At 70.8% G+C, this 23,248-nt stretch carries 23 protein-coding genes; 16 read left to right on the top strand and 7 right to left on the bottom strand.

Features of this window, described 5'->3' with window-relative positions; translation table 11 throughout:
* Position 1: 1 nt before the first annotated feature.
* Both OHA17_RS10355 and OHA17_RS10350 read right to left on the bottom strand, forming a co-directional pair.
* Entirely contained in the window at positions 2–1,315 is a 1,314-nt protein-coding gene (locus OHA17_RS10355; protein WP_406506049.1) for a D-arabinono-1,4-lactone oxidase, read from the bottom strand.
* Complete coding sequence (locus OHA17_RS10350) at positions 1,281–2,522, bottom strand: MFS transporter (protein WP_406506047.1); 1,242 nt, start codon at positions 2,520–2,522, stop codon at positions 1,281–1,283. Before OHA17_RS10350 ends, OHA17_RS10355 begins: the two co-directional genes overlap by 35 nt.
* Before the next feature lie 142 nt (positions 2,523–2,664).
* On the opposite strand from OHA17_RS10350, the gene OHA17_RS10345 reads away from it, so the two are divergent.
* Together OHA17_RS10345 and OHA17_RS10340 are read left to right on the top strand one after the other, a co-directional pair.
* A complete protein-coding gene (locus tag OHA17_RS10345) occupies positions 2,665–3,822 on the top strand; it encodes a ferrochelatase (RefSeq protein ID WP_406506045.1) in 1,158 nt (385 codons plus the stop codon).
* 9 nt (positions 3,823–3,831) lie between these two features.
* The gene (locus OHA17_RS10340; RefSeq protein WP_406506043.1) at positions 3,832–4,632 is read left to right on the top strand and encodes an inositol monophosphatase family protein; all 801 of its coding nucleotides are present in this window, start codon (positions 3,832–3,834) and stop codon (positions 4,630–4,632) included.
* Positions 4,633–4,710: 78 nt separating this feature from the next.
* Here OHA17_RS10340 and OHA17_RS10335 read toward each other — a convergent pair whose 3' ends face one another.
* Entirely contained in the window at positions 4,711–4,881 is a 171-nt protein-coding gene (locus OHA17_RS10335) for a hypothetical protein (RefSeq protein WP_189965484.1), read from the bottom strand.
* Between the two features lie 346 nt (positions 4,882–5,227).
* Between OHA17_RS10335 and OHA17_RS10330 the strand changes: the two genes are divergently transcribed.
* From OHA17_RS10330 to OHA17_RS10315, 4 genes are all read left to right on the top strand, one after another.
* A complete protein-coding gene (locus OHA17_RS10330) occupies positions 5,228–5,881 on the top strand; it encodes a response regulator transcription factor (protein WP_053725484.1) in 654 nt (217 codons plus the stop codon).
* 5 nt (positions 5,882–5,886) lie between these two features.
* The gene (locus tag OHA17_RS10325) at positions 5,887–7,125 is read left to right on the top strand and encodes a sensor histidine kinase (protein WP_406506040.1); all 1,239 of its coding nucleotides are present in this window, start codon (positions 5,887–5,889) and stop codon (positions 7,123–7,125) included.
* A 393-nt stretch (positions 7,126–7,518) separates the two neighbouring features.
* Positions 7,519–7,815: a DUF4193 domain-containing protein gene (locus OHA17_RS10320; RefSeq protein ID WP_053725482.1), complete on the top strand. Its 297-nt coding sequence runs from the start codon at positions 7,519–7,521 to the stop codon at positions 7,813–7,815.
* A gap of 11 nt (positions 7,816–7,826) precedes the next feature.
* On the top strand, positions 7,827–8,837 hold the full coding sequence (locus OHA17_RS10315) for a hypothetical protein (protein WP_406506037.1): 1,011 nt from the start codon (positions 7,827–7,829) through the stop codon (positions 8,835–8,837).
* 10 nt (positions 8,838–8,847) lie between these two features.
* Here the strand turns inward: OHA17_RS10315 and OHA17_RS10310 are convergent, their stop codons facing one another.
* The gene (locus tag OHA17_RS10310) at positions 8,848–9,306 is read right to left on the bottom strand and encodes a DUF3093 domain-containing protein (RefSeq protein WP_053725480.1); all 459 of its coding nucleotides are present in this window, start codon (positions 9,304–9,306) and stop codon (positions 8,848–8,850) included.
* Between the two features lie 57 nt (positions 9,307–9,363).
* Between OHA17_RS10310 and OHA17_RS10305 the strand changes: the two genes are divergently transcribed.
* The 8 genes from OHA17_RS10305 to OHA17_RS10270 all read left to right on the top strand — a co-directional run bounded on the left by OHA17_RS10305 (position 9,364) and on the right by OHA17_RS10270 (position 16,935).
* Entirely contained in the window at positions 9,364–9,948 is a 585-nt protein-coding gene (locus OHA17_RS10305; protein WP_406506035.1) for a PaaI family thioesterase, read from the top strand.
* The gene (gene dut / locus OHA17_RS10300) at positions 9,945–10,478 is read left to right on the top strand and encodes a dUTP diphosphatase (RefSeq protein WP_053725478.1); all 534 of its coding nucleotides are present in this window, start codon (positions 9,945–9,947) and stop codon (positions 10,476–10,478) included. Before OHA17_RS10305 ends, dut begins: the two co-directional genes overlap by 4 nt.
* A gap of 1 nt (position 10,479) precedes the next feature.
* Positions 10,480–11,262: a DUF3710 domain-containing protein gene (locus OHA17_RS10295; protein WP_053725477.1), complete on the top strand. Its 783-nt coding sequence runs from the start codon at positions 10,480–10,482 to the stop codon at positions 11,260–11,262.
* Between the two features lie 267 nt (positions 11,263–11,529).
* On the top strand, positions 11,530–12,285 hold the full coding sequence (locus OHA17_RS10290) for an ABC transporter ATP-binding protein (RefSeq protein WP_406506032.1): 756 nt from the start codon (positions 11,530–11,532) through the stop codon (positions 12,283–12,285).
* Positions 12,286–12,413: 128 nt separating this feature from the next.
* Positions 12,414–14,957: a sensor histidine kinase KdpD gene (locus OHA17_RS10285; RefSeq protein ID WP_053725475.1), complete on the top strand. Its 2,544-nt coding sequence runs from the start codon at positions 12,414–12,416 to the stop codon at positions 14,955–14,957.
* A gap of 43 nt (positions 14,958–15,000) precedes the next feature.
* On the top strand, positions 15,001–15,693 hold the full coding sequence (locus tag OHA17_RS10280; protein WP_053725474.1) for a response regulator: 693 nt from the start codon (positions 15,001–15,003) through the stop codon (positions 15,691–15,693).
* Positions 15,694–15,801: 108 nt separating this feature from the next.
* Positions 15,802–16,200, top strand: a complete 399-nt coding sequence (locus tag OHA17_RS10275) for an OB-fold nucleic acid binding domain-containing protein (RefSeq protein ID WP_078966308.1) — start codon at positions 15,802–15,804, stop codon at positions 16,198–16,200.
* 3 nt (positions 16,201–16,203) lie between these two features.
* Positions 16,204–16,935 (top strand): DUF3159 domain-containing protein, encoded by a 732-nt coding sequence (locus OHA17_RS10270; protein WP_406506029.1) that lies wholly within the window; start codon positions 16,204–16,206, stop codon positions 16,933–16,935.
* 69 nt (positions 16,936–17,004) lie between these two features.
* Here OHA17_RS10270 and OHA17_RS10265 read toward each other — a convergent pair whose 3' ends face one another.
* Entirely contained in the window at positions 17,005–17,673 is a 669-nt protein-coding gene (locus tag OHA17_RS10265; protein WP_114039927.1) for a TrkA family potassium uptake protein, read from the bottom strand.
* On the bottom strand, positions 17,673–18,341 hold the full coding sequence (locus OHA17_RS10260; RefSeq protein WP_053725470.1) for a TrkA family potassium uptake protein: 669 nt from the start codon (positions 18,339–18,341) through the stop codon (positions 17,673–17,675). The genes OHA17_RS10265 and OHA17_RS10260 overlap by 1 nt, the downstream gene beginning before the upstream one ends.
* Before the next feature lie 228 nt (positions 18,342–18,569).
* Here OHA17_RS10260 and OHA17_RS10255 point away from each other — a divergent pair, with 228 nt between their 5' ends.
* A complete protein-coding gene (locus tag OHA17_RS10255; protein ID WP_398879996.1) occupies positions 18,570–20,615 on the top strand; it encodes an APC family permease in 2,046 nt (681 codons plus the stop codon).
* A gap of 189 nt (positions 20,616–20,804) precedes the next feature.
* Positions 20,805–22,145, top strand: a complete 1,341-nt coding sequence (locus OHA17_RS10250; protein WP_406506027.1) for a class I SAM-dependent RNA methyltransferase — start codon at positions 20,805–20,807, stop codon at positions 22,143–22,145.
* A 276-nt stretch (positions 22,146–22,421) separates the two neighbouring features.
* On the opposite strand, the gene OHA17_RS10245 is transcribed toward OHA17_RS10250, so the two are convergent.
* Positions 22,422–23,090 (bottom strand): hypothetical protein, encoded by a 669-nt coding sequence (locus OHA17_RS10245; RefSeq protein WP_406506025.1) that lies wholly within the window; start codon positions 23,088–23,090, stop codon positions 22,422–22,424.
* Between the last annotated feature and the right edge of the window lie 158 nt (positions 23,091–23,248).

Raw genomic sequence — 23,248 nt, 5'->3', positions numbered from 1 at the left:
CTCACTCGCCGAGCACGCGCCGCAGATAGGCGTTGGCGAACCGGCGCTCCGGGTCGAGCCGGTCGCGCAGCGCGGTGAACTCGGCGAAGCGGGGGTAGACCTCGGCGAAGTAGGCCGCGTCGCGCGTGTGCACCTTGCCCCAGTGCGGCCGGCCCGCGTGCGCGGCCATGATCCGCTCGACCGCGGTGAAGTACGCCTGGTACGGCGTGCCCTTGTACATGTGCACGGCTATGTAGGCGGTCTCGCGCCCCGAGGCGGTGGAGAGCGCGATGTCGTCGGCGGGCGCGGTGCGGACCTCCACCGGGAAGCTGACCCGCAGCGGCGAGCGCTCCACCAGGGCTTTCACTTCACGCAGCGCCCCGACCACGGCCTCGCGCGGCAGGGCGTACTCCATCTCCACGAACCGCACCCGGCGCGGGCTTGTGAAGACCTTGTACGGAATGTCGGTGTACGTGCGGGCGGACAGCGCCCGGCTGGAGACCTTGGCGATCGACGGGATCGTGGCGGGCACGGCCCGGCCGAGCGAACACACCACCTGGAAGAGCCCATTGGACATGAGCTCGTCCTCGATCCAGCCGCTGAGCCTTCCGGGCGGGGAGGCGGGGCCCGCGCTGCGGTTGTTGCGCTTGGTGTTGCAGTTGCCGGTGTGCGGGAACCAGTAGAACTCGAAGTGCTCGTTCTCCGCGAAGAGTTCGTCGAACTCGGCGGTGACCTTGTCGAAGGCCATCGGCTCCTCGCGGGCCGTGAGCAGGAAGACCGGCTCCACGGCGAAGGTGATCGCGGTGACGACGCCGAGCGCGCCGAGCCCGATCCGGGCCGCCGCGAAGACCTCGGGGTTCTCCTTCTCGGAGCAGGTCAGGAGCGAGCCGTCTGCCGTGACCAGCTCAAGTCCCTTGATCTGGGCGGCGATCGAGGCCGAGTCGCGGCCGGTGCCGTGCGTTCCGGTGCTCGTCGCACCCGCCACCGTCTGCTCCATGATGTCGCCCATGTTCGTGAGCGACAGGCCCTCCCTGGCCAGCGCCGCGTTCAGCCGCTTCAGGGGGGTGCCGGCCTCCACCGTGACGGTCATCGCGGCGCGGTCGATCTCGCGGATGCCGGTCAGCAGGTCGGGACGTATCAGCACGCCGTCGGTGGCGGCGGCCGCGGTGAAGGAGTGGCCGGTGCCGACCGCCTTCACCGTGAGGCCGTCCTCGGCGGCCCGGCGCACGGCCTCGGCGAGCTCGGCCGCGGAGGCCGGGGACACTTCCCTCGCCGGCCGCGCGGTGATGTTCCCCGCCCAGTTACGCCAGGTGCTGCTGCCGTTCGCTCCGCTCATCTGCTTCGAGCCCCTCCCGATGCGTCACCGGCCTGCGAAGCCGGCGGTACCCCAGGAACGCCACCACCGCCGCGAGCGTTCCCGACACGCCGGACACCAGGTACCCCGCCTGCGCTCCCGCCGCGTCCACCACCCAACCTGCGGCGGAGGAGCCGAGGGCCACACCGACCGCGAGCCCGGTACTCGTCCAGGTCATGCCCTCGGTGAGCTTGCTGCGCGGTACGTGCTGTTCGACGAGGGCCATCGTCGTCACCATCGTCGGTGCGATGGACAGACCCGCGACAAAGAGCGCCACGGCTAGGAACGGCAGGTTCCCGGCCAGTTGGAGCGGGATCATACTCACCGCCATCGCACAGACACCCACCAGCCACCTGCTCGACGCCGCACCCTTGAGGCGCAGCAGCCCGAACACGGCTCCCGCGAGGCACGAGCCGAGGGCGTACACGGCGAGCACCAGGCTCGCCATCGCCTTGTGGCCGCGCTCGTCGGCGAAGGCCACAGTGACCACGTCGACCGAGCCGAAGACCGCGCCGGTGGCGACGAAGGTGGCGACCAGGACCTGGAGTCCGCGCGAGCTCAGCGCGGAGCGGCCGCTGTGGTGCTCGTGCGGATGCGGTACGGGTTCGGTGGCGCGCTGGGCGGTCAGCAGGAAGACGCCGGCCGCCAGGAAGCACGCGGCGATCAGCGGCCCCGCCTCGGCGAACCAGGCGGTGGAGAGCCCGATCGACAGGATCGGCCCGAGGATGAAGCACAGCTCGTCGACGATCGACTCCCACGAGTACGCCGTGTGCAGGTTCTGGGCGTCGCCGCGGTAGATCTCGGCCCAGCGGGCCCGGACCATGGAGCCGACGCTCGGCACGCAGCCGGCGCCCGCCGCGAAGACGAACAGGGTCCAGTCCGGGGCGCTCTGCTGGGCGCACAGGAGGAGCCCGGTGACGGCGGCGACCGCGACCACGGTGGCCGGGCGCAGCACCCGCCGCTGGCCGTGCCGGTCGACAAGGCGGGATATCTGGGGGCCGACCACGGCGGCCGACATGGCGAGCGTCGCCGAGAGCGCGCCGGCCAGGCCGTAGCGGCCGGTCAGCTGGGACACCATGGTCACGACGCCGATGCCCATCATCGACAGCGGCATCCGCCCGAGGAGGCCGGCGGCGGAGAACCCCTTGGTGCCGGGGGCGGCGAATATCGCGCGGTAGGGACTGGGCAACGGGGGCTCCGGGATCCGGCGTGACGCGTGTAATTAATTCCTAAAGCTTACGATGCTGAAGTCGACCGGCGCACCGCCTTTTCCGACCGGGTTCCTACGGCTCGGTTCCGCGCCTGTCAGAGGCGGATGGCAGGATCGAGTCATGTCCGAACTGCGCGATCCAGCTCCCGGAGCGGCCTCGGCCGCCGCCCCGTACGACGCCCTGCTGCTGCTCTCCTTCGGCGGCCCCGAAGGCCCCGACGACGTGGTCCCGTTCCTGGAGAACGTGACGCGCGGCCGCGGCATCCCCAAGGAGCGGCTCAAGGAGGTGGGGCAGCACTACTTCCTGTTCGGCGGGGTCAGCCCCATCAACGAGCAGAACCGCGCGCTGCTCGACGCGCTGCGCAAGGACTTCGCCGAGAACAGCCTGGACCTGCCGGTCTACTGGGGCAACCGGAACTGGGCGCCCTATCTCACCGACACCCTGCGCGAGATGGTGGCCGACGGCCGCCGCCGGATCGCCGTCCTGACCACCAGCGCGTACGCCTCGTACTCGGGCTGCCGGCAGTACCGCGAGAACCTGGCGGAGGCGCTCGCGACGCTGGAGGCCGAGGGGCTCGCGGTGCCGAAGGTCGACAAGCTGCGGCACTACTTCAACCACCCCGGCTTCGTCCGCCCCATGATCGACGGCGTCCTGGAGTCGCTCGCCGAGCTGCCCGAGGACGTCCGCGCGGGCGCCCACCTCGCCTTCACGACGCACTCCATCCCCACCGCCGCGGCCGACACCTCGGGCCCCGTCGAGGAGCACGGCGACGGCGGCGCCTACGTCCGCGAACACCTCGACGTGGCGGGGATCGTCGCCGACGCGGTCCAGGCCGAGACCGGCGTCGAGCGGCCCTGGCAGCTCGTCTACCAGTCCCGCTCCGGCGCCCCGCACATCCCCTGGCTCGAACCCGACATCTGCGACCACCTGGAGACGCTGCACGGCGAGGGCGTCCCGGCCGTCGTCATGGTCCCCATCGGCTTCGTCTCCGACCACATGGAGGTCCTGTACGACCTCGACACGGAGGCCACCGCCAAGGCCGCCGAGCTCGGCCTGCCGGTGGCCCGCTCCGCGACCGTCGGCGCCGATCCGCGCTTCGCCGCGGCCGTGCGCGAGCTCGTCGTCGAGCGGGCCGCCGCCGAGCGCGGGCTGCCCGCCGAGCGCTGCGCCCTCGGCGCGCTCGGCCCCTCGCACGACCTCTGCGCGGTCGGCTGCTGCCCGGCCGCCCGCGGTGGCGCCAAGCCCGCGGCCGCGGGCGCCGACAGCCCGTACGCGTAAGGAGCACCGATGACCGACCCTCTGCACCGCGAACTGCTCGGCCTCGCCCTGGAGGCCGCCCGGCGGGCCGGCGAGCTGCTGCGCGACGGCCGCCCGGCCGACCTCGCCGTCGCCGCCACCAAGTCCAGCCCCATCGACGTGGTGACCGAGATGGACATCGCCGCCGAGAAGCTGATCACCGGCTACCTCTCCGAGCACCGCCCGCACGACGGCTTCCTCGGCGAGGAGGGCGCCTCCAGCGAGGGCACCAGCGGCATCCGCTGGGTCATCGACCCGCTCGACGGAACCGTCAACTACCTTTACGGGCTGCCCACTTGGGCCGTCTCCATCGCCGCCGAACAGGACGGCGAGCGGGTCGCGGGCGTGGTCGCCGCCCCGATGCGCGGCGAGACCTACCACGCCGTCCTCGGCGGCGGCGCCTTCGAGGGCGACCGCCCGCTGCGCTGCCGCCCGCCGGCCCCGCTGTCCCAGTCCCTGGTGGGGACGGGCTTCGCCTACGTCCAGAGCGTCCGCGCCCACCAGGCCGAGGTGGCCCAGCGCCTGATCCCGCAGTTCCGCGACATCCGCCGCGGCGGCTCGGCGGCGATCGACCTGTGCGACGTGGCGGCCGGGCGGCTCGACGCGTACTACGAGCGCGGCCTCAACCCCTGGGACCTGGCGGCCGGCGACCTGATCGCCCGCGAGGCGGGCGCGCTCACCGGCGGCCGCCCCGGCACGCCCCCGTCCCGCGAGCTGACGATCGCCGCATCGCCGGAACTCTTCGGCCCGCTCCAGTCCCTTCTGGAGGAGTACGGGGCCTGGCACGACTGAGTGCCCCGGGTTGAAGCCCGCAGGCATGACGAAACCCCGGCGCCGTCCCGTGGCGCCGGGGTTTCCCGGTGGGTGGGGTCAGAGCGCTGCGGCTACCTCGACGCCGTGCTCGGCGGCCAGACGACGGAGGTCGTCCAGCTCTGCCTGCTCGACGTCGGCGAGGAAGTCGTCGCCGGTTTCGCGCGCCCGTGTGAGGTCGGTTTCCGTGGTCCTGATGCGCTGCAGAAGTCCTGCGGTAAAAGCGTCCATGGTGCGCCCCCTCGTCGTGGGTCGGTGGCACGGGGGTGTGCCGACGGGTGGGTCGCGACCACGACATGAGGGTGTGGCGTGCCACATACAGGGCGTGATCGCGGGGTGTGCAGTCGTCCTCCCCAAGCCCACTCTCAAAGAAACCTCAACTGCCGCGCCAATCCTGTTCATTCCCGCGGCGCCCACCTCGTCCGGCCGAAAGCCGCAGGTAGCGGGCGGACTCCGGTCCGGCTCCGTCTTACCGCCGGTTTATGGGCGTAAAGGGCAGGATGGAAGCGCACAGTCACTGGTTCAGTGCACAGACATGCCCGCGAACGACGCGGGTCCCTACGGAAGGAAATGCGCCGTGCGCGTACTCGTCGTCGAGGACGAGCAACTGCTCGCCGATGCGGTGGCCACCGGACTGCGCCGGGAGGCCATGGCCGTCGACGTCGTGTACGACGGCGCCGCGGCCCTGGAGCGCATCGGAGTGAACGACTACGACGTGGTCGTGCTCGACCGGGACCTCCCGCTCGTCCACGGGGACGACGTCTGCCGCAAGATCGTCGAGCTGGGCATGCCCACGCGTGTCCTGATGCTGACGGCCGCTGGTGACGTCAGCGACCGCGTGGAGGGCCTGGAGATCGGCGCGGACGACTACCTGCCCAAGCCGTTCGCCTTCACCGAGCTGACCGCCCGCGTCCGCGCGCTCGGCCGGCGCACCACCGTGCCGCTGCCGCCCATCCTGGAGCGGGCCGGCATCAAGCTCGACCCCAATCGCCGCGAGGTCTTCCGCGAGGGCCGGGAGATCCAGCTCGCGCCGAAGGAGTTCGCGGTCCTTGAGGTGCTCATGCGCAGCGAGGGCGCCGTGGTCTCGGCCGAGCAGCTCCTGGAGAAGGCCTGGGACGAGAACACCGACCCGTTCACGAACGTCGTGCGCGTGACCGTCATGACGCTGCGCCGCAAGCTCGGCGAGCCCCCGGTGATCGTCACCGTGCCGGGCTCGGGCTACCGGATCTGACGGCGATGGCCGCGACCCCCGCGCCGCCGACGGCGCCCCCGAAGCCCACCTGGGCCCCGAAGTCCGCCGAGCCCCCTTTCCCGTGGCTCAGGCCCACCATCCGCATACGCCTCACGCTGCTCTACGGCGGCATGTTCATGATCGCCGGGATACTGCTCCTCTCGATCATCTACTTGCTCGCCGCCCAGGCCCTGCACGCGGGCAGCACCCCGTTCAAGATCGTGGACGGCCAGAACATCGTGGTCTCCAGCGGCAGCTGCCAACTCCCGGAGCGGGGTACCCCCGGGGCCTTCAACGACGCCATCAGCGCCTGTATGGCCGCGCAGCGCCAGCACGCCCTCGACAACCTCCTGAGCCGCTCCCTGCTCGCCCTCGTCGGCCTCAGCGTCATCGCCTTCGCCTTCGGGTACGCGATGGCCGGCCGCGTCCTGTCGCCGCTCGGACGGATCACCCGGACCGCCCGCAGGGTGGCCGGCACGGACCTGACCCGGCGGATCGAGCTGGACGGCCCCGACGACGAGCTCAAGGAGCTCTCCGACACCTTCGACGAGATGCTGGACCGCCTGGAGCGGGCCTTCACCGCGCAGCAGCGGTTCGTCGCGAACGCCTCGCACGAGCTGCGCACCCCGCTCGCGATCAACCGCACGCTGCTCGAAGTGCACCTCTCCGACCCCGGCGCCCCGGTGGAGCTCCAGCAGCTCGGCAAGACGCTGCTCGCCACCAACGAGCGCAGCGAGCAGCTCGTCGAGGGCCTGCTGCTGCTGGCCCGCAGCGACAACGAGATCATCGACCGCAAGCCGGTCGACCTCGCCGAGGTGGCGTCCCGCGCCATCGACCAGGCCCGGAGCGAGGCCGACGCCAAGGGCGTGGAGGTCCGCGGCGAGCGCGGCCTCGCGGTAGTCCAGGGCAACGGCGTCCTCCTGGAGCGCATCGCGCTCAACCTGGTGCAGAACGCCGTCCGGTACAACATCACCGCAGGCGGCTGGGTCGAGGTGGTCACCGAGCTCAAGGACGGCCACGCGACGCTGCTCGTGACCAACACCGGGCCGGTGGTTCCGGCGTACGAGATCGACAACATCTTCGAGCCGTTCCGGCGGCTGCGCACCGAGCGCACCGGCAGTGACAAGGGCGTCGGCCTCGGCCTGTCCATCGCCCGGTCGGTCGCGAGGGCTCACGGAGGCCGTATCATCGCGGAGCCCCGCGAAGGCGGCGGCCTCGTGATGCGTGTCACCCTGCCGGTCTGAGACGCTGCTCGAAGCTGTTTTGACCGTTCGCTTTGCGCGGAATTTTCGGGACCTGTTCCTGTGAGTTCCGTGTGTGATCAGTCACAAAGGCAAACTTCCGGCCACCTACTCTCCGTGATCACTGAATCCGCTGGAATCCCGGGAAAAGTCCGGGTTTCCAGGGGGTGAGATCACGGGAAGTACACGGGGTGGCGCTGGTGAAGTGCGACATTAGGACCGTGTACGGTCCCGATCGCCATCCAAGACGATCACTCTTGAGGAGTGCGGTTGGGTGTCGATTGAGTAACAGACCTTGATGTGAGGCAAAATCTCCGCCTCAGGTCGGGCACAAGTCCGGCCTCTCACGCGTTACGTGCGCTGAGACACCGCAACCACCCAGAGGGGGAGAGCGACATGGCAACGGACTACGACACCCCACGCAAGACCGACGACGACGTCGATTCCGACAGCCTTGAAGAGCTGAAGGCCCGGCGCAACGACAAGTCCACCTCGACTGTCGACGTCGACGAGTACGAGGCCGCCGAAGGCATGGAACTGCCCGGCGCGGACCTGTCCAACGAAGAGCTCGCCGTTCGCGTCCTGCCCAAGCAGGCCGACGAGTTCACCTGCATGAGCTGCTTCCTCGTGCACCACCGCAGCCAGCTGGCCCGGGAGAAGAACGGCCAGCCGATCTGTCGCGACTGCGACTGAGCAGGCCGGCTGTGGCAGGCGCGAAACCGCCCCGGAAGCGACCGTTCCGGAGGAAGGGTGCCCCGGGTTCCACCGAGGCACCACAGGGCGGCACAGGCCCGGCAGAAGGCGTGGAAGACCCCGCCGAGCCGGACCGCCTCCCTGCGGTCAGCGCTGTCGACGGTGCACGTGACGCCGAGCGGGGCCACCAGGCCTCGCTCGAAGCAGCCGTCACGGCACCGGAATCGGAACACAAGGCGGGGCCCGCGGCCGGGGCCCGACGCCTGGACGCCCTGCGCAAGGGCGCTCTCGACAAGGGCGTTCCCGCCCTGAGGAAGAGCGTTCCGGCGCTCAAGAAGGGCGTACGCAAGGGCGGCGAGGGCGTAAAGGCCTCGCTCGGCCACCTTGCCGACCGCGTCATCGAAGTCGCCCCCCGCATTCCCGTGCGGGACCTGGCGACCCTGCGCGCCCATTTCCCGGGTCTCGGCCCGGAGGAGATCGCCGACAAACTGATCGCCGGCGCTGCCAACGGCACCTCCACGGTCGGCGCGGGAATCGGCGCGGCCGCGATGCTGCCCGTACCGCCCGCGATGCCCGCCGAGCTGGCCGCGGAGATCACCGGCGTCGCCGCCATCGAGCTGAAGCTCATCGCCGAGCTGCACGAGGTCTACGGAATGCGGCCGCCCGGCACGCTCAAAGAGCGCTCCATGGCCTATCTGACGTCGTGGACCGAGGAGCGCGGCATCGACGTCACCAAGCCGACGTCGCTCAATTTCGCGCTCGGCGGCCAGATGAAGCGCGAGCTGCGCCAGCAGATCATGAAGCGCATGGTCCGCAATCTGCCGAACCTGACGCCGTTCATGGTCGGTGCGGCCGTCGGCGCCGTGATGAACCGCCGGGACACCAAGAAGCTCGCCGGGCACATCCGCAAGGACCTGCGTGAGCGCCAAGTGCCCTGGGACGCGCTGCCCGAGCTGCCCGCCCTGGAACAGCCGGACAACCCGCTGCCGCAGGGGAAGAACCCGAGGGAACTCGACCGCTGAAGGGCCGGGCTCAGCCGGTGCGGACCGCGTTCAGCGCCGCCTTCAGCGCCTCGGGATCCCGGGTCGAGAGGTAGGCGTACGGAGTCGGGTCCGCCGGATCCGTGATCTCCACCTTCACCGCCGTCGGGATGTAGGCCCGCAGCAGCATGAACGCGCGCGGATCGGCCTTGTGCAGCCGCCAGGCCCGCGCCTCCTCGGCGTCCAGGACCTCGGGCTCGCCCAGCGCCTTCACCGGGATCCGGGCCTCGCCCGCCACCAGGGTGTCCGGGAGCACCCGGATCCGCACCGAGCCGTACGAACTCACCACCACCCACGACACCGCCGTGCCGCCCACCAGGCCGGCCAGCATCGGCAGGGTGCCCAGCGGCAGCAGCATCAGCGCGCACGCGACGCCGACGAGGACGGAGATGAACCACCACGACCTGGGCGCGGTGAGGCGTTCTGCGTACTGCGGGGCATTGGGCTGCATGAAAGCTAGCTTGGCACGGCGCGACCTGCGCCTTGACCGCGGGTAAGGTCTGCGGCTGTGACTGCTACATCTGCGTCCCTGACACCCCCGGCCGACGCCATAGCGCCGGTGCGGCACCCCGAGGCGCCCGCACCCGGCGAGCTGCTCGGTGCGCACTACGGGCACTGCTTCGGCTGCGGCGACGGACAGCCCCACGGACTGCACCTGGCCGCGCGGGCCGGCCAGGGCGTGACCGTCACCGCCGAGTTCACCGTGCGCGAGGCCCACCAGGGCGCCCCGGGCCTCGCCCACGGCGGGGTGCTCGCCACCGCGCTCGACGAGACGCTCGGCTCGCTGAACTGGCTGCTGCGGGTGATCGCGGTGACCGGCCGCCTGGAGACGGACTTCGCCCGCCCGGTGCCGGTCGGCACGGTCCTGCACCTCCAGGCCGAGGTCACCGCGGTGGCCGGCCGCAAGATCTACTCCCGGGCCACCGGCCGCATCGGCGGCCCCGAGGGACCCGTGGCGGTCCGTGCCCAGGCCCTCTTCATCGAGGTGAAGGTGGACCACTTCATCGACAACGGACGTCCGGCCGAGATCCAGGCCGCGATGTCCGACCCCGACCAGGTCAGGCGCGCCCGCGCCTTCGAGGTGAACCCGTGACCCGTGAACCCGTAGACGTCCTCATCCGCCGTGTCGACCCGGAGGTGCCGATCCCGGCGTACGGGCATCCGGGCGACGCCGGAGCCGATCTGGTGACCACCGAGGCGGCCGAGCTCGCTCCCGGCGAGCGGGCGGTCCTGGCGACCGGCGTCTCCATCGCGCTGCCCGACGGGTACGCGGCCTTCGTGCACCCTCGTTCGGGTCTTGCCGCCCGCTGCGGTGTCGCCCTGGTGAATGCCCCGGGGACGGTGGATGCCGGGTACCGTGGGGAGATCAAGGTGATCGTGGTCAACCTCGACCCTCGCGAGAGCGTTCGGTTCGAGCGTTTCGACCGCATTGCCCAACTGGTCGTCCAGCAGGTCGAGAAGGTGCGCTTCCACGAGGTGGCGGAGCTTCCCGGCTCGGCGCGGGCCGAGGGGGGCTTCGGGTCCACCGGCGGTCATGCCGCCGTGGACGGTTCGGCCGCCGGTGGCGGCACTACGGGTGGGAATCGATACGCTTCGGTCGTATCCGACCGGGAAGGACAGTGACGTGTTCGGACGTCGCAAGAAGAGCGGTACCGCCGAGGACTCGGCGGGCGAGGCCGAGCAGGCTGTCGAGGGCACTGCGTCCGACGGAATCGACGCCGACGCAGCTGGTGACGCGAGCGGGGCGCGCAGGGTGAACCTGCCGCCGGCGCCCCGTCCGGATGGGCCCTGGGACCTGTCCGAGGTCACCGAGCCCGGCGAGGGCCGGGTGGACCTCGGCGGACTCTTCGTCCCCGGGGTCGAGGGCATGGAGCTGCGGGTCGAGGTCGCGGGCGACGCGATCGTGGCGGCCACGGTCGTGCTGAACGACAGCGCGGTCCAGCTGCAGGGCTTCGCGGCACCGAAGAAGGAAGGCATCTGGGGCGAGGTCCGCGAGGAGATCGCCTCCGGCATCACCCAGCAGGGCGGCATCATCGACGAGGTCGAGGGCCCGCTGGGCTGGGAGCTGCGCGCGCAGGTCCCCGTGCAGCTGCCCGACGGCACCAACGGTGTCCAGCTGGTCCGCTTCGTGGGCGTGGACGGCCCGCGCTGGTTCCTGCGCGGTGTCATCTCCGGCCAGGGCGCGGTGCAGCCGCAGGCCGCCGGGCTCCTGGAGACGATCTTCCGCGACACCGTGGTGGTGCGCGGCGAGGGCCCGATGGCGCCCCGCGACCCGATCGTCCTGAAGCTGCCCGACGACGCGCAGATGGTGCCCGAGGGCGTGCAGCAGGAGGACCAGGAGGGCTCGCGCTTCTCCGGCGGCATGGGCCAGCTCCAGCGCGGCCCCGAGATCACCGAGATCCGCTGACCACCACCGGCCACGTGCCCGATGGGCCGCGCTCCCGGACAGGGGCGCGGCCCATCGGCATGTCCGGGACCGGCACCCCGAGCGCCAACGCGGCGTCCGCGGGCGGCACTTGAGGGACCGGCCGGCCCCGGCCGCCGCCCCGTTGCCCGCGAGACCCCCGTTCGCGCGGGCAATCCGGGCAGATCCCCCGCGATCCGTTGCCCGGCCGCGTGCAACCTGCACATACTGGCGCCCGGCCGCGCACACGCACGTACGGGGGAGACCGGCATGACGCAGAGCACCAGCGGGCAGGGCGGCGGGACGGCCGTCGCCGGGGACAGGCCGACCGGGCCGATGGTCCGGGTCGACAACCTGCACCGCTCGTACGGGAGCGGCGCCGCCGCCGTGCACGCGCTGCGCGGGATCTCCTTCGAGGTGCCGCGCGGTGAGCTCGTCGCCCTCAAGGGGCGCTCGGGCTCCGGCAAGACCACCCTGCTCAACCTCCTCGGCGGGCTCGACCAGCCCGACGAAGGCGCCATCACCGTGGACGGCACCGACGTCGTGGGCCTGGGGGAGCAGGGCCTCCTGGAGCTGCGCCGCGACCGGATCGGCTTCATCTTCCAGTCCTTCGGCCTCATCCCCATCCTCAGCGCCGCCGAGAACGTGGGCGTCCCGATGCGGCTCAAGAAGGCCGACCCGCGCGAGCGCGAGGAACGCGTCGCCCTACTGCTCTCCCTCGTCGGCCTCGGCGACCACGCGAAGCAGCGCCCCGGCGAGCTCTCCGGCGGCCAGCAGCAACGCGTCGCCATCGCCCGCGCGCTCGCCAACCGGCCGGCCCTGCTGATCGCGGACGAGCCCACCGGCCAGCTCGACGCCGACACCGGCCTCGCGGTGATGGAGCTCATTCGCGCCGTGGTGCGCAGCGAGGGTGTCACGGCCCTGGTCGCCACCCACGACAGCCAGCTCCTCGGCCTCGCCGACCGCGTCCTGGAACTGGGCGACGGGCAGCTCGTCGACCACGGCCCTCGGCTGAACAGCGCGTGATCACGCGGGCGGGGCATCAGAATCGCGTCAATACGCGGCCCCCGCCCCACCCCCACCCCATTTGCCGGAATTGTTGGCCGTAAGGTCGACGCAGCGTACGCAGCTGAATTCTGAAAGACAATGGGGCCATGGCACGCGGCAAGCTTCGGATCTACCTCGGCGCGGCACCGGGCGTCGGCAAGACGTACGCGATGCTCTCCGAGGCCCACCGCCGGGTGGAGCGCGGCACGGACTGCGTCGTCGCGTTCGTGGAGCACCACGGCCGGCCGCGCACCGAGGTGATGCTGCACGGCCTGGAGCAGATCCAGCGGCGCGAGATCGAGTACCGCGGCAGCGTCTTCACCGAGATGGACGTCGACGCCGTCCTGGAGCGCAGCCCCGCCGTCGCCCTGGTGGACGAACTGGCGCACACCAATGTGCCCGGCGCCCGCAACACCAAGCGCTGGCAGGACGTCGAAGAGCTGCTCGCGGCCGGGATCGACGTCGTGTCCACCGTCAACATCCAGCACCTGGAATCCCTCGGCGACGTGGTCGAGTCGATCACCGGCGTACGCCAGCGCGAGACCGTGCCCGACGAGGTGGTGCGCCGGGCCGACCAGATCGAGCTCGTCGACATGTCGCCCCAGGCGCTGCGCCGCCGCATGGCGCACGGCAACATCTACAAGTCCGACAAGGTCGACGCGGCCCTGTCCAACTACTTCCGGCCCGGCAACCTCACCGCACTGCGCGAACTCGCGCTGCTGTGGGTCGCCGACCGGGTCGACGAATACCTCCAGCAGTACCGCGGCGAGCACGACATCAAGTCCACCTGGCAGGCCCGCGAGCGCATCGTCGTCGGCCTCACCGGCGGACCCGAGGGCCGCACCCTCATCCGCCGCGCCGCCCGGATGGCCGCCAAGGGCTCCGGCAGCGAGATCCTCGCGGTGTACGTGGCCAGGAGCGACGGCCTCACCTCCGCCTCGCCCAAGGAACTCGCCGTCCAGCGCACCCTCGTCGAGGACCTCGGCGGCAGCTTCCACCACGTCATAGGCGACGACATCCCGGCCTCGCTGCTCGCCTTCGCGCGCGGCGTCAACGCCACCCAGATCGTCCTCGGCTCCAGCCGCCGCAAGGCCTGGCAGTACATCCTCGGCCCCGGCGTCGGGCAGACCGTGGCCCGCGACTCCGGGCCCGACCTCGACGTCCACATCGTCACCCACGAAGAGGTCGCCAAGGGCCGGGGTCTGCCCGTGGCACGCGGGGCCCGGCTCGGGCGGGCCCGCATCGTGTGGGGCTGGGCGGCCGGAGTGATCGGCCCCGCCCTGCTGACCGTGCTTCTCACCAATGTCGACGCGGACCTCGGGCTCGCCAACGACATGCTGATGTTCCTGACGCTGACGGTGGCCGCGGCCCTGCTCGGCGGCCTGATCCCGGCGCTCGCCTCGGCCGCGTTCGGCTCGTTCCTCCTGAACTACTACTTCACCCCGCCCATCCACAAGATCACGATCGCCGATCCCAAGAACATCGTCGCCATCGTCATCTTCGTCCTGGTGGCCGTGTCGGTTGCCTCGGTCGTCGACGTCGCGGCCCGCCGCACCCACCAGGCCGCCCGGCTGCGCGCCGAGTCCGAGATCCTCTCGTTCCTCGCGGGCAGCGTCCTGCGCGGCGAGACCAGCCTGGACGCCCTGTTGGAGCGGGTCCGCGAGACCTTCGCCATGGAGTCGGTCGCCCTCCTGGAGCGCGAGAGCGACGTCGAGCCCTGGACGCGCGCGGGCAGCGTCGGGCCGCACCCGGTCGCCCGCCCCGAGGACGCCGACGTCGACATGCCGGTCGGCGACCACATGGCGCTCGCCCTGTCCGGACGGGTGCTGCCCGCCGAGGACCGCCGCGTGCTCGGCGCGTTCGCCGCCCAGGCCGCCGTGGTCCTCGACCGCCAGCGCCTGGTGGGTGAGGCCGAGGAGGCCCGCAAGCTCGCCGAGGGCAACCGCATCCGCACCGCGCTGCTCGCCGCCGTCAGCCACGACCTGCGCACCCCGCTCGCCTCCATCAAGGCAGCAGTGACGTCCCTGCGCTCCGACGACGTCGAATGGTCCGAGGAGGACCGCGCCGAGCTCCTAGAAGGCATCGAGGCCGGCGCCGACCGGCTCGACCACCTCGTCGGCAACCTCCTCGACATGTCCCGGCTCCAGACCGGCACCGTCACCCCGCTCATCCGCGAGATAGACCTCGACGAGGTCGTGCCGATGGCGCTCGGCGGCGTCCCCGAGGACAGCGTCGTCCTCGACATCCCCGAAACCCTGCCCATGGTCGAGGTCGACCCGGGCCTCCTGGAGCGGGCCGTCGCGAACATCGTCGAGAACGCCGTCAAGTACAGCCCGCTCGACAGCCCCGTCACCGTCGCCGCCAGCGGCATGGCCGAGCGCGTCGAGATACGGGTCACCGACCGCGGCCCCGGCGTCCCCGACGCCGCCAAGGACCGCATCTTCGCGCCCTTCCAGCGCTACGGCGACGCCCCGCGCGGCGCCGGAGTGGGCCTCGGCCTCGCCGTCGCCCGGGGCTTCGCCGAAGCCATGGGCGGCACCCTCGCCGCCGAGGACACCCCCGGCGGAGGCCTCACCATGGTGCTCACCGTCCGCGCCGCCCCCGGCCCGGACCGCGCCCCCGCCGACCTCTCCGCCCAGGTCACCTCATGAAACGAACCGCTCAGCCGGCACACGCAGAAGGCAGGTATCCCAGATGACCCGGGTGCTCGTGGTCGAGGACGAGCCGCAGATCGTGCGCGCGCTCGTGATCAACCTCAAGGCACGGAAGTACGAGGTGGACGCGGCCCCCGACGGCGCGACCGCCCTCCAGCTCGCCGCCGCCCGCCACCCCGACGTGGTCGTGCTCGACCTCGGCCTGCCCGACATGGACGGCGTCGAGGTCATCCGGGGCCTGCGCGGCTGGACCCGGGTCCCGATCCTGGTGCTTTCCGCCCGCCACACCTCCGACGAGAAGGTCGAGGCCCTTGACGCGGGCGCCGACGACTACGTCACCAAGCCGTTCGGCATGGACGAGCTGCTCGCCCGGCTGCGCGCCGCCGTCCGCCGCGCCGAGCCCGTCGGCGGCGCGGACGGCGCCGACGACGTGGTGATGGTGGAGACCGAGGGCTTCACCGTCGACCTGGCCGCCAAGAAGGTCAACCGGGACGGCCGCGACGTACGCCTCACGCCCACCGAATGGCACCTGCTCGAAGTCCTGGTGCGCAACACCGGCCGCCTGGTCAGCCAGAAGCAGCTGCTCCAGGAGGTCTGGGGGCCCTCGTACGGCACCGAGACGAACTACCTCCGGGTCTACATGGCCCAGCTGCGCCGCAAGCTGGAGCTCGACCCCTCGCACCCGCGCCACTTCATCACCGAGCCGGGCATGGGCTACCGCTTCGAACGCTGACCCCGCGCGCCCCTGCCGAACCCGGTGGCCCCGGTGCTGCAGCGCGGCCATATCCGTGCTGACCACATGCTTTGATCCGGTGGCGGGGCTCCCGGGTACGCTTTCTGTATGAGTGCTGACCTTCGTACCGAGAAGCCCGCGGGGCGCTTCCGCCGGATGCTCGACCGGCTGTCCACCTCGCAGGAGGACCTGCACTCCGCGGAACTGCAGGAGGACACGCAGGCCACGGGGTGCACCCGCATCTCCGAGTGCAGTGACCGCCAGATAGTCAAAGTGACTGGTACCTTGCGGACCGTCACCCTGCGCCCGCGGGCGGGTGTGCCGGCGCTGGAGGCCGAGCTCTTCGACGGCACCGCCCCACTGGACGTGGTGTGGCTGGGACGGCGCTCGATCGTGGGCATCGAGCCGGGCCGCAAGCTCATCGCTTCGGGCCGGATCTCCATGAGCCACGGCCGACGGGTCCTGTTCAACCCCAAATACGAACTCCGACCGCTCGGACAGGAGTAGCCGGTGACGTCAGTCGACAAGCCGACCACCGCCCCCACGCCCACCAAGCCCGCCGACGACGCGAAAGCCGTGACCGAGGCCGCGCTCTTCGAGGCGTTCGGCGGGGTGCGCGGCATGGTGGAGACGGTCCTGCCGGGACTGCTCTTCGTCACGATCTTCACGGTCAACAAGGACCTGCACACCTCGGCGATCGCCGCGCTCGCGGTGTCGCTGCTGCTCGTCGTGGTCCGCCTGGTCCGCAAGGACACCATGAAGCACGCCTTCAGCGGCGTCTTCGGCGTGGCCTTCGGCGTGGTCTTCGCGATGATGACGGGCAACGCCAAGGACTTCTACCTGCCGGGCATGCTCTACACGCTCGGCCTGGCGCTGGCGTACATCGTCACCACCGTGTGCGGGGTGCCGCTGATCGGGCTGATCCTCGGCCCGGTCTTCAAGGAGAACCTGTCCTGGCGCACCCGCAACCCGGGCCGCAAGAAGGCGTACGCGAAGGCGAGTTGGGCCTGGGGGCTCATCCTGCTCGCCAAGTGCGCGATCCTCTTCCCGCTGTACTGGTGGGCCAACACCTCGCAGCTCGGCTGGATACTGATCGCCCTGAAGATCCCGCCGTTCCTGCTCGCGGTCTGGCTCACCTGGGTCTTCCTCGCGAAGGCCCCGGCGCCCATCGACGTCTTCGCCGAGATGGAGGCGGAGGAAGCGGCCGAGAAGGCCCGCAAGGCCGCCACGGGCGAGGCGTAGGTCCCAGCGCGAACGAAGGGCCCGCAACCGTCACGGTTGCGGGCCCTTCGGCTGTTTCGTGAGGAGGGATCAGTCTTCCCGGCGGACCGAGAGCAGGTCCTCCAACTGCTCCTCGCGGGCCTGGGCGGCCACGAAAAGCAGCTCGTCGCCCGCCTCCAGGGTCTCCTCCTGGCTCGGCGTGAGCACCCGCGTGCCCCGGATGATCGTGACCAGCGAGGTGTCCTCCGGCCAGGCCACGTCCCCGACCTGCGTGCCCGCCAGCGCCGACTCCGGCGGCAGCGTCAGCTCGACCAGGTTGGCGTCGCCGTGGCTGAAGCGCAGCAGCCGTACGAGGTCGCCGACGCTCACCGCCTCCTCGACCAGCGCCGACATCAGACGCGGCGTCGAGACGGCGACGTCCACGCCCCACGACTCGTTGAACAGCCACTCGTTCTTCGGGTTGTTGACCCGGGCCACCACCCGCGGCACCCCGTACTCGGTCTTCGCGAGCAGCGAGACGACCAGGTTCACCTTGTCGTCACCGGTGGCCGCGATGACCACGTTGCAGCGCTGCAGCGCCGCCTCGTCGAGCGAGGTGATCTCGCAGGCGTCCGCGAGCAGCCACTCCGCGAGCGGCACCCGCTCCACCGAGATGGCGGTGGGCGCCTTGTCGACGAGGAGCACCTCGTGCCCGTTCTCCAGGAGCTCGCCCGCGATGGAACGGCCCACCGCGCCGGCCCCGGCAATCGCAACCCGCATCAGTGACCGCCCTCCTCGGGACCCTGGGCGAACGCCGCCTCGACCTTTTCGACCTCGTCGGTACGCATCATGACGTGCACCAGGTCGCCCTCCTGCAGCACCGTCCGGGACGTCGGAAGCACCGCTTCGCCCAGCCGGGTGAGGAACGCGACACGGACGCCGGTCTCCTCCTGCAGTTTGCTGATCTTGTGGCCGATCCAGGCCGTCGAGGTGTGCACCTCGGCCAGCTGCACGCCACCGCTCGGGTCGCGCCACAGCGGCTCGGCGCCGGACGGCAGCAGCCGCCGCAGCATCTGGTCGGCGGTCCAGCTGACCGTGGCCACCGTCGGGATGCCGAGCCGCTGGTAGACCTCGGCACGGCGCGGGTCGTAGATCCGCGCCGCCACGTTCTCGATGCCGAACATCTCGCGCGCCACCCGGGCCGCGATGATGTTGGAGTTGTCGCCGCTGGAGACCGCGGCGAACGCCCCGGCCTCCTCGATGCCCGCCTCGCGCAGGGTGTCCTGGTCGAAGCCGACGCCGGTGACCCGGCGCCCGCCGAAGCCCGAACCCAGCCGACGGAAGGCCGTGGGGTCCTGGTCGATCACCGCGACCGTGTGCCCCTGCTGTTCCAGGGTCTGCGCGAGAGCGGCTCCCACTCGCCCGCAGCCCATGATGACGATGTGCACGTCCCCTTACCCCGCACTCCTGGTCGCCCCGATGACCTGCGCAAACACCCTGCTCACTACTTCCTTCTCGGCTAGCCGGGCAACAGCGTGGCAACAGAAATCCACGTTGCCGCCTGATGAGCTTATGCGGCCCGCCCGGGGATGCACTCACTCAGTGCCCCCAGCACGCAAACCCGTCGACGGGAGCCGGGTGGGCCTTATTGAGACAGAGCGCTTACGATCCTCTGCGTGTCCAAACTGACCGACGTGCCCAAACGGATCCTGATCGGCCGGGCGCTGCGAAGCGACAAGCTGGGAGAAACGCTCCTCCCCAAGCGCATCGCACTCCCCGTCTTTGCCTCCGACCCGCTCTCGTCCGTTGCGTACGCTCCCGGAGAAGTGCTCCTGGTGCTCTCCGTGGCGGGTGTGTCGGCGTACCACTTCAGCCCCTGGATCGCGGTCGCGGTCGTGGTGCTGATGTTCACCGTGGTCGCCTCCTACCGGCAGAACGTGCACGCCTACCCGAGCGGCGGCGGCGACTACGAGGTCGCCACCACCAACCTCGGTCCCAAGGCCGGACTCACCGTCGCCTCCGCCCTGCTCGTCGACTACGTGCTGACCGTGGCCGTCTCGATCGCCTCCGGCATCGAGAACCTCGGCTCCGCGATCCCCTTCGTCGTCGAGCACAAGGTGCTGTGCGCCGTCGCCGTGATCGTGCTGCTCACGCTGATGAACCTGCGCGGCGTCAAGGAGTCGGGCAAGCTCTTCGCGATCCCGACGTACGTCTTCGTCGCCGGCGTCTTCATCATGATCGCCTGGGGCGCCTACCGGGGCCTGGTCATGGGCGACACCATGAAGGCGCCCACCGCCGACTACACGGTCCGCGCCGAGCACCAGGGCCTGGCCGGCTTCGCCCTCGTCTTCCTGCTGCTGCGCGCCTTCTCCTCCGGCTGCGCCGCGCTCACCGGCGTCGAGGCCATCAGCAACGGCGTCCCCGCCTTCCGCAAGCCCAAGTCGAAGAACGCCGCGAGCACGCTGGCCCTGATGGGCGGCCTGGCCGTCACTATGTTCTGCGGCATCATCGCGCTGGCCATGAGCACCCACGTACGGATGGCCGAGAAGCCCGGCGAGGACCTGCTCCACAACGGCACCCCGCTCGGCTCCGGATACGTCCAGAACCCGGTGATCTCCCAGGTGGCCGAGGCCGTCTTCGGCAACGGCAGCTTCCTGTTCATCGTGCTCGCCGCGGCCACCGCCCTGGTTCTGTTCCTCGCCGCGAACACCGCGTACAACGGCTTCCCGCTGCTCGGCTCGATCCTCGCCCAGGACCGCTACCTGCCCCGCCAGCTGCACACCCGCGGCGACCGCCTCGCGTTCTCCAACGGCATCGTGCTGCTCGCCGGCGCGGCCGTCCTGCTCGTCGTGATCTACGGGGCGGACTCGACCCGGCTGATCCAGCTGTACATCGTCGGCGTCTTCGTGTCCTTCACGCTCAGCCAGACCGGCATGGTCCGCCACTGGAACCGCCACCTGGCCACCGAGAACGACCCCGCCAAGCGCCGCCGCATGATCCGCTCGCGCGCGATCAACGCGTTCGGCGCGTTCTTCACCGGCCTGGTGCTCGTCGTGGTCCTCGCGACGAAGTTCACCCACGGCGCCTGGGTCGCGCTGCTCGGCATGGTGATCTTCTACGGAACGATGACCGCGATCCGCAAGCACTACGACAAGGTCGCGGAGGAGATCGCCGCCGCCGAGGAGCGCCCCGACGAGTACGTACGCCCCTCGCGCGTGCACTCCGTCGTCCTGGTCTCCAAGCTCCACAAGCCGACGCTGCGCGCCCTCGCCTACGCCAAGCTGCTGCACTCCAATCAGCTGGAGGCGCTCAGCGTCAGTGTGGATGCGGCCGAGACGAAGGCGCTCAAGGACGAGTGGGAGCGGCGCGGCATCGACGTACCGTTGAAGATCATCGACTCGCCGTACCGCGAGGTGACCCGGCCGGTCATCGAGTACGTCAAGGGCCTGCGCCGGGACAGCCCGCGCGATGCGGTCAGCGTGTACATCCCCGAGTACGTGGTGGGCCACTGGTACGAGCACCTGCTGCACAACCAGAGCGCGCTGCGGCTCAAGGGCCGCCTCCTTTTCACCCCCGGCGTCATGGTGACCTCCGTCCCCTACCAGCTGGAGTCCTCCGAGGCCGCCAAGATGCGGGCCCGCAGGCGGGCCGACTGGAACGCGCCGGGCTCGGTGCGCCGCGGTCCCGTGTCCCGGCCCAAGGAGCCGAGCAACAAGAGCTGACCGGTGCCGGTCGCGGGCGTCGGGGAGACGCCCGCGTGGAACCGGCGGTGACCGTGGCGGGTGTCGGGGGGACACCCGTGCGGGAGCCGAGCCGTGCCTGTGGTGGGCGGCCGGGCGACACCCACGTAGACTGGTGGGCTGTTCACCCGGCCGCCGCCGTCTTTCCCCTCACTCTGGAGTCACCCACCCATGCAGCAGAACGCACCCGAGCCGTCGCTGTCGTCGCTGGTCGGGGAGGAGTACGAGGTCGAGGTCGGCCCCGTCGCGCACGGTGGCCACTGCATCGCCCGCACCGCCGAGGGCCGCGTCCTGTTCGTACGCCACGCCCTGCCCGGCGAGAAGATCGTCGCCCGTGTCACCGAGGGCGAGGAGGACTCGCGTTTCCTGCGTGCCGACGCGGTGCGGATCATCGAGGCGTCCAAGGACCGGGTCGAGGCCCCCTGCCCCTTCGCCGGACCCGGCAAGTGCGGCGGCTGCGACTGGCAGCACGCCAAGCCCGGCGCCCAGCGCCGCCTCAAGGGCGAGGTCATCGCCGAGCAGCTCCAGCGGCTCGCGGGCCTGACCCCCGAGGAGGCCGGCTGGGACGGCACGGTCATGCCCGCCGAGGGCGACAAGCTGCCCGCGGGCCAGGTCCCGGCGTGGCGCACCCGCGTCCAGTACGCGATCGACGACGAGGGCCGCGCGGGCCTGCGCAAGCACCGCTCGCACGACGTCGAGCCGGTCGACCACTGCATGATCGCCTCGACGGGCGTGTCGGAACTGGGCATCGAGAAGCGGGAGTGGCCGCAGCTGGCGTCGGTCGAGGCGATCGCGGCGTCGGGCTCGCACGACCGCCAGGTCGTCCTGACCCCGCGGCCGGGCGGCCGCCTCCCCCTGGTCGAACTGGACAAGCCGGTCTCGGTCCTCCGGGTCGAGGAGAAGGACGGCGGAGTCCACCGCGTCCACGGCCGGGCCTTCGTCCGCGAGCGCGCGGACGGCCGCACCTACCGCGTCGGCATGGGCGGCTTCTGGCAGGTCCACCCGCAGGCGCCGGACACGCTGGTGAAGGCCGTGATGCAGGGCCTGATGCCGCGCAAGGGCGAGATGGCGCTCGACCTGTACTGCGGCGTCGGCCTGTTCGCGGGTGCGATCGCGGAGCGCGTCGGCGAGACCGGCGCCGTCCTCGGCATCGAGTCCTCCAAGCGAGCCGTCGAGGACGCCCGCCACAACCTGGCCGACCTGCCCCGGGTCCGCATCGAGCAGGGCAAGGTCGAGCAGGTCCTGCCCCGCACGAAGATCACCGAAGCCGACCTGATCGTCCTGGACCCGCCCCGCGCGGGCGCCGGCAAGCAGACGGTCAAACACCTGGCAGCCCTGGGCGCCCGCCGCATCGCCTACGTGGCCTGCGACCCGGCAGCCCTGGCCCGAGACCTGGCGTACTTCGCGGAGGCGGGGTACAGGGCGCGGACGCTGCGGGCGTTCGATCTGTTTCCTATGACTCATCATGTTGAATGCGTCGCGATCCTTGAGCCCGCCGCAAAGGCCGTCTGACCTGCGGGTTCGAGTGGTGTGCGTTATGTGCGGTGTGGGCGTTACAGGCGATACCTTGACGCTGAAATGACGCTCGTGGCGCTCAAATGACGCTCGTTCTGGCGAGGCGTCAGGTGGCTGATCGTGCAGGTCACGCTGGGCGGTACATGCAGTTTTCGAGGTCTGGCTTTGTGGAAACTTGACGAGAATTGGGCTGGTTTCGCCGTCGCCGTCCGCGGCGGCGGGCCCGCTGGCCGCCGGGTGGAGCGGGCGTTCAATAGATGGGTCCGGAGGGCCTCAAGCCACGCATGAACGGCTTAAGGTCCTCTGCGCGAGGCTCGGGGATTTCCGTAGCAACGGTGAACCGTTGAGCGGATCCAGGCGTTGCGCGTGTCCTTCGGCCCACGCGATCCATGCCTCGGCATCGCCCCTGGCCGGTCGGGTCGGCAGATACTCTGCGTGAAATCGGAGTGCGCCGACGTACTCGACCGGGCCCGCTGCGTGCCTCCGTGCCGAGTGTTGTGCTTCGAGGTGGCGGATGCGGTATGCCTCCGCGTATTCGATCGTCGCCTGCGGCTTCGCGGCCTCCCATCGCAGGCGCTTCGGCTGTGCTTCCTCCACGTCGGCCAGACGCTTGCGTTCGGCTGCCAGTCCGCGGAGGTCGACCTCCTGCACGATCTCGGCGAGCTGGTCCTTAAGAGGGCGCGCGGCCGTGTCAGCCCACTCGCCGACTCGGTGCGGCTGCCCGCCGTTGAGACAGATCCTCATGCGGTCGGCGGGGGAATAGTCGTAGCGAGGGGGCTTGGGCCAGGAGTACTTCTCGGTGTCCGCGAGTTTCTTTTTCGTGGGAACATGCTCAACTCGGTCCTGTTCCTGCAGGACGAGGGAATTCGCATTTCCGCCCCTGTGCTGTGTTGGTGAAGTGGGGTGGGCTGCTTCGCCGACGATGCGGAAGTGGTACTGCATTCGCTGTACCGTGATGGCACAGGGATGGGTGACAGCGTAGCCAAGCGCCAGGCAGGCGTGTCGACCAGCCGGATCTCATAGCCGTCACGGCACCAGCCTCCGTGCAGTTCTTTGGTCGTCGGGATCTTCCCCGACCGCCGGGCAGTGGCGACGCGGAT

Origin of the sequence: Streptomyces sp. NBC_00212, from assembly GCF_045206365.1 — a bacterium.
Lineage (GTDB): Bacteria > Actinomycetota > Actinomycetes > Streptomycetales > Streptomycetaceae > Streptomyces.
This window is presented reverse-complemented; position numbering and strand designations above follow the sequence as displayed.

Coding starts and splice junctions, on each gene's coding strand:
- OHA17_RS10355 (WP_406506049.1), bottom strand. CDS start 1,315: ATGAGCGGAGCGAACGGCAGCAGCACCTGGCGTAACTGGGCGGGGAAC.
- OHA17_RS10345 (WP_406506045.1), top strand. CDS start 2,665: ATGTCCGAACTGCGCGATCCAGCTCCCGGAGCGGCCTCGGCCGCCGCC.
- OHA17_RS10340 (WP_406506043.1), top strand. CDS start 3,832: ATGACCGACCCTCTGCACCGCGAACTGCTCGGCCTCGCCCTGGAGGCC.
- OHA17_RS10335 (WP_189965484.1), bottom strand. CDS start 4,881: ATGGACGCTTTTACCGCAGGACTTCTGCAGCGCATCAGGACCACGGAA.
- OHA17_RS10325 (WP_406506040.1), top strand. CDS start 5,887: ATGGCCGCGACCCCCGCGCCGCCGACGGCGCCCCCGAAGCCCACCTGG.
- OHA17_RS10320 (WP_053725482.1), top strand. CDS start 7,519: ATGGCAACGGACTACGACACCCCACGCAAGACCGACGACGACGTCGAT.
- OHA17_RS10310 (WP_053725480.1), bottom strand. CDS start 9,306: ATGCAGCCCAATGCCCCGCAGTACGCAGAACGCCTCACCGCGCCCAGG.
- OHA17_RS10290 (WP_406506032.1), top strand. CDS start 11,530: ATGACGCAGAGCACCAGCGGGCAGGGCGGCGGGACGGCCGTCGCCGGG.
- OHA17_RS10285 (WP_053725475.1), top strand. CDS start 12,414: ATGGCACGCGGCAAGCTTCGGATCTACCTCGGCGCGGCACCGGGCGTC.
- OHA17_RS10280 (WP_053725474.1), top strand. CDS start 15,001: ATGACCCGGGTGCTCGTGGTCGAGGACGAGCCGCAGATCGTGCGCGCG.
- OHA17_RS10275 (WP_078966308.1), top strand. CDS start 15,802: ATGAGTGCTGACCTTCGTACCGAGAAGCCCGCGGGGCGCTTCCGCCGG.
- OHA17_RS10265 (WP_114039927.1), bottom strand. CDS start 17,673: ATGCGGGTTGCGATTGCCGGGGCCGGCGCGGTGGGCCGTTCCATCGCG.
- OHA17_RS10250 (WP_406506027.1), top strand. CDS start 20,805: ATGCAGCAGAACGCACCCGAGCCGTCGCTGTCGTCGCTGGTCGGGGAG.
- OHA17_RS10245 (WP_406506025.1), bottom strand. CDS start 23,090: ATGCAGTACCACTTCCGCATCGTCGGCGAAGCAGCCCACCCCACTTCA.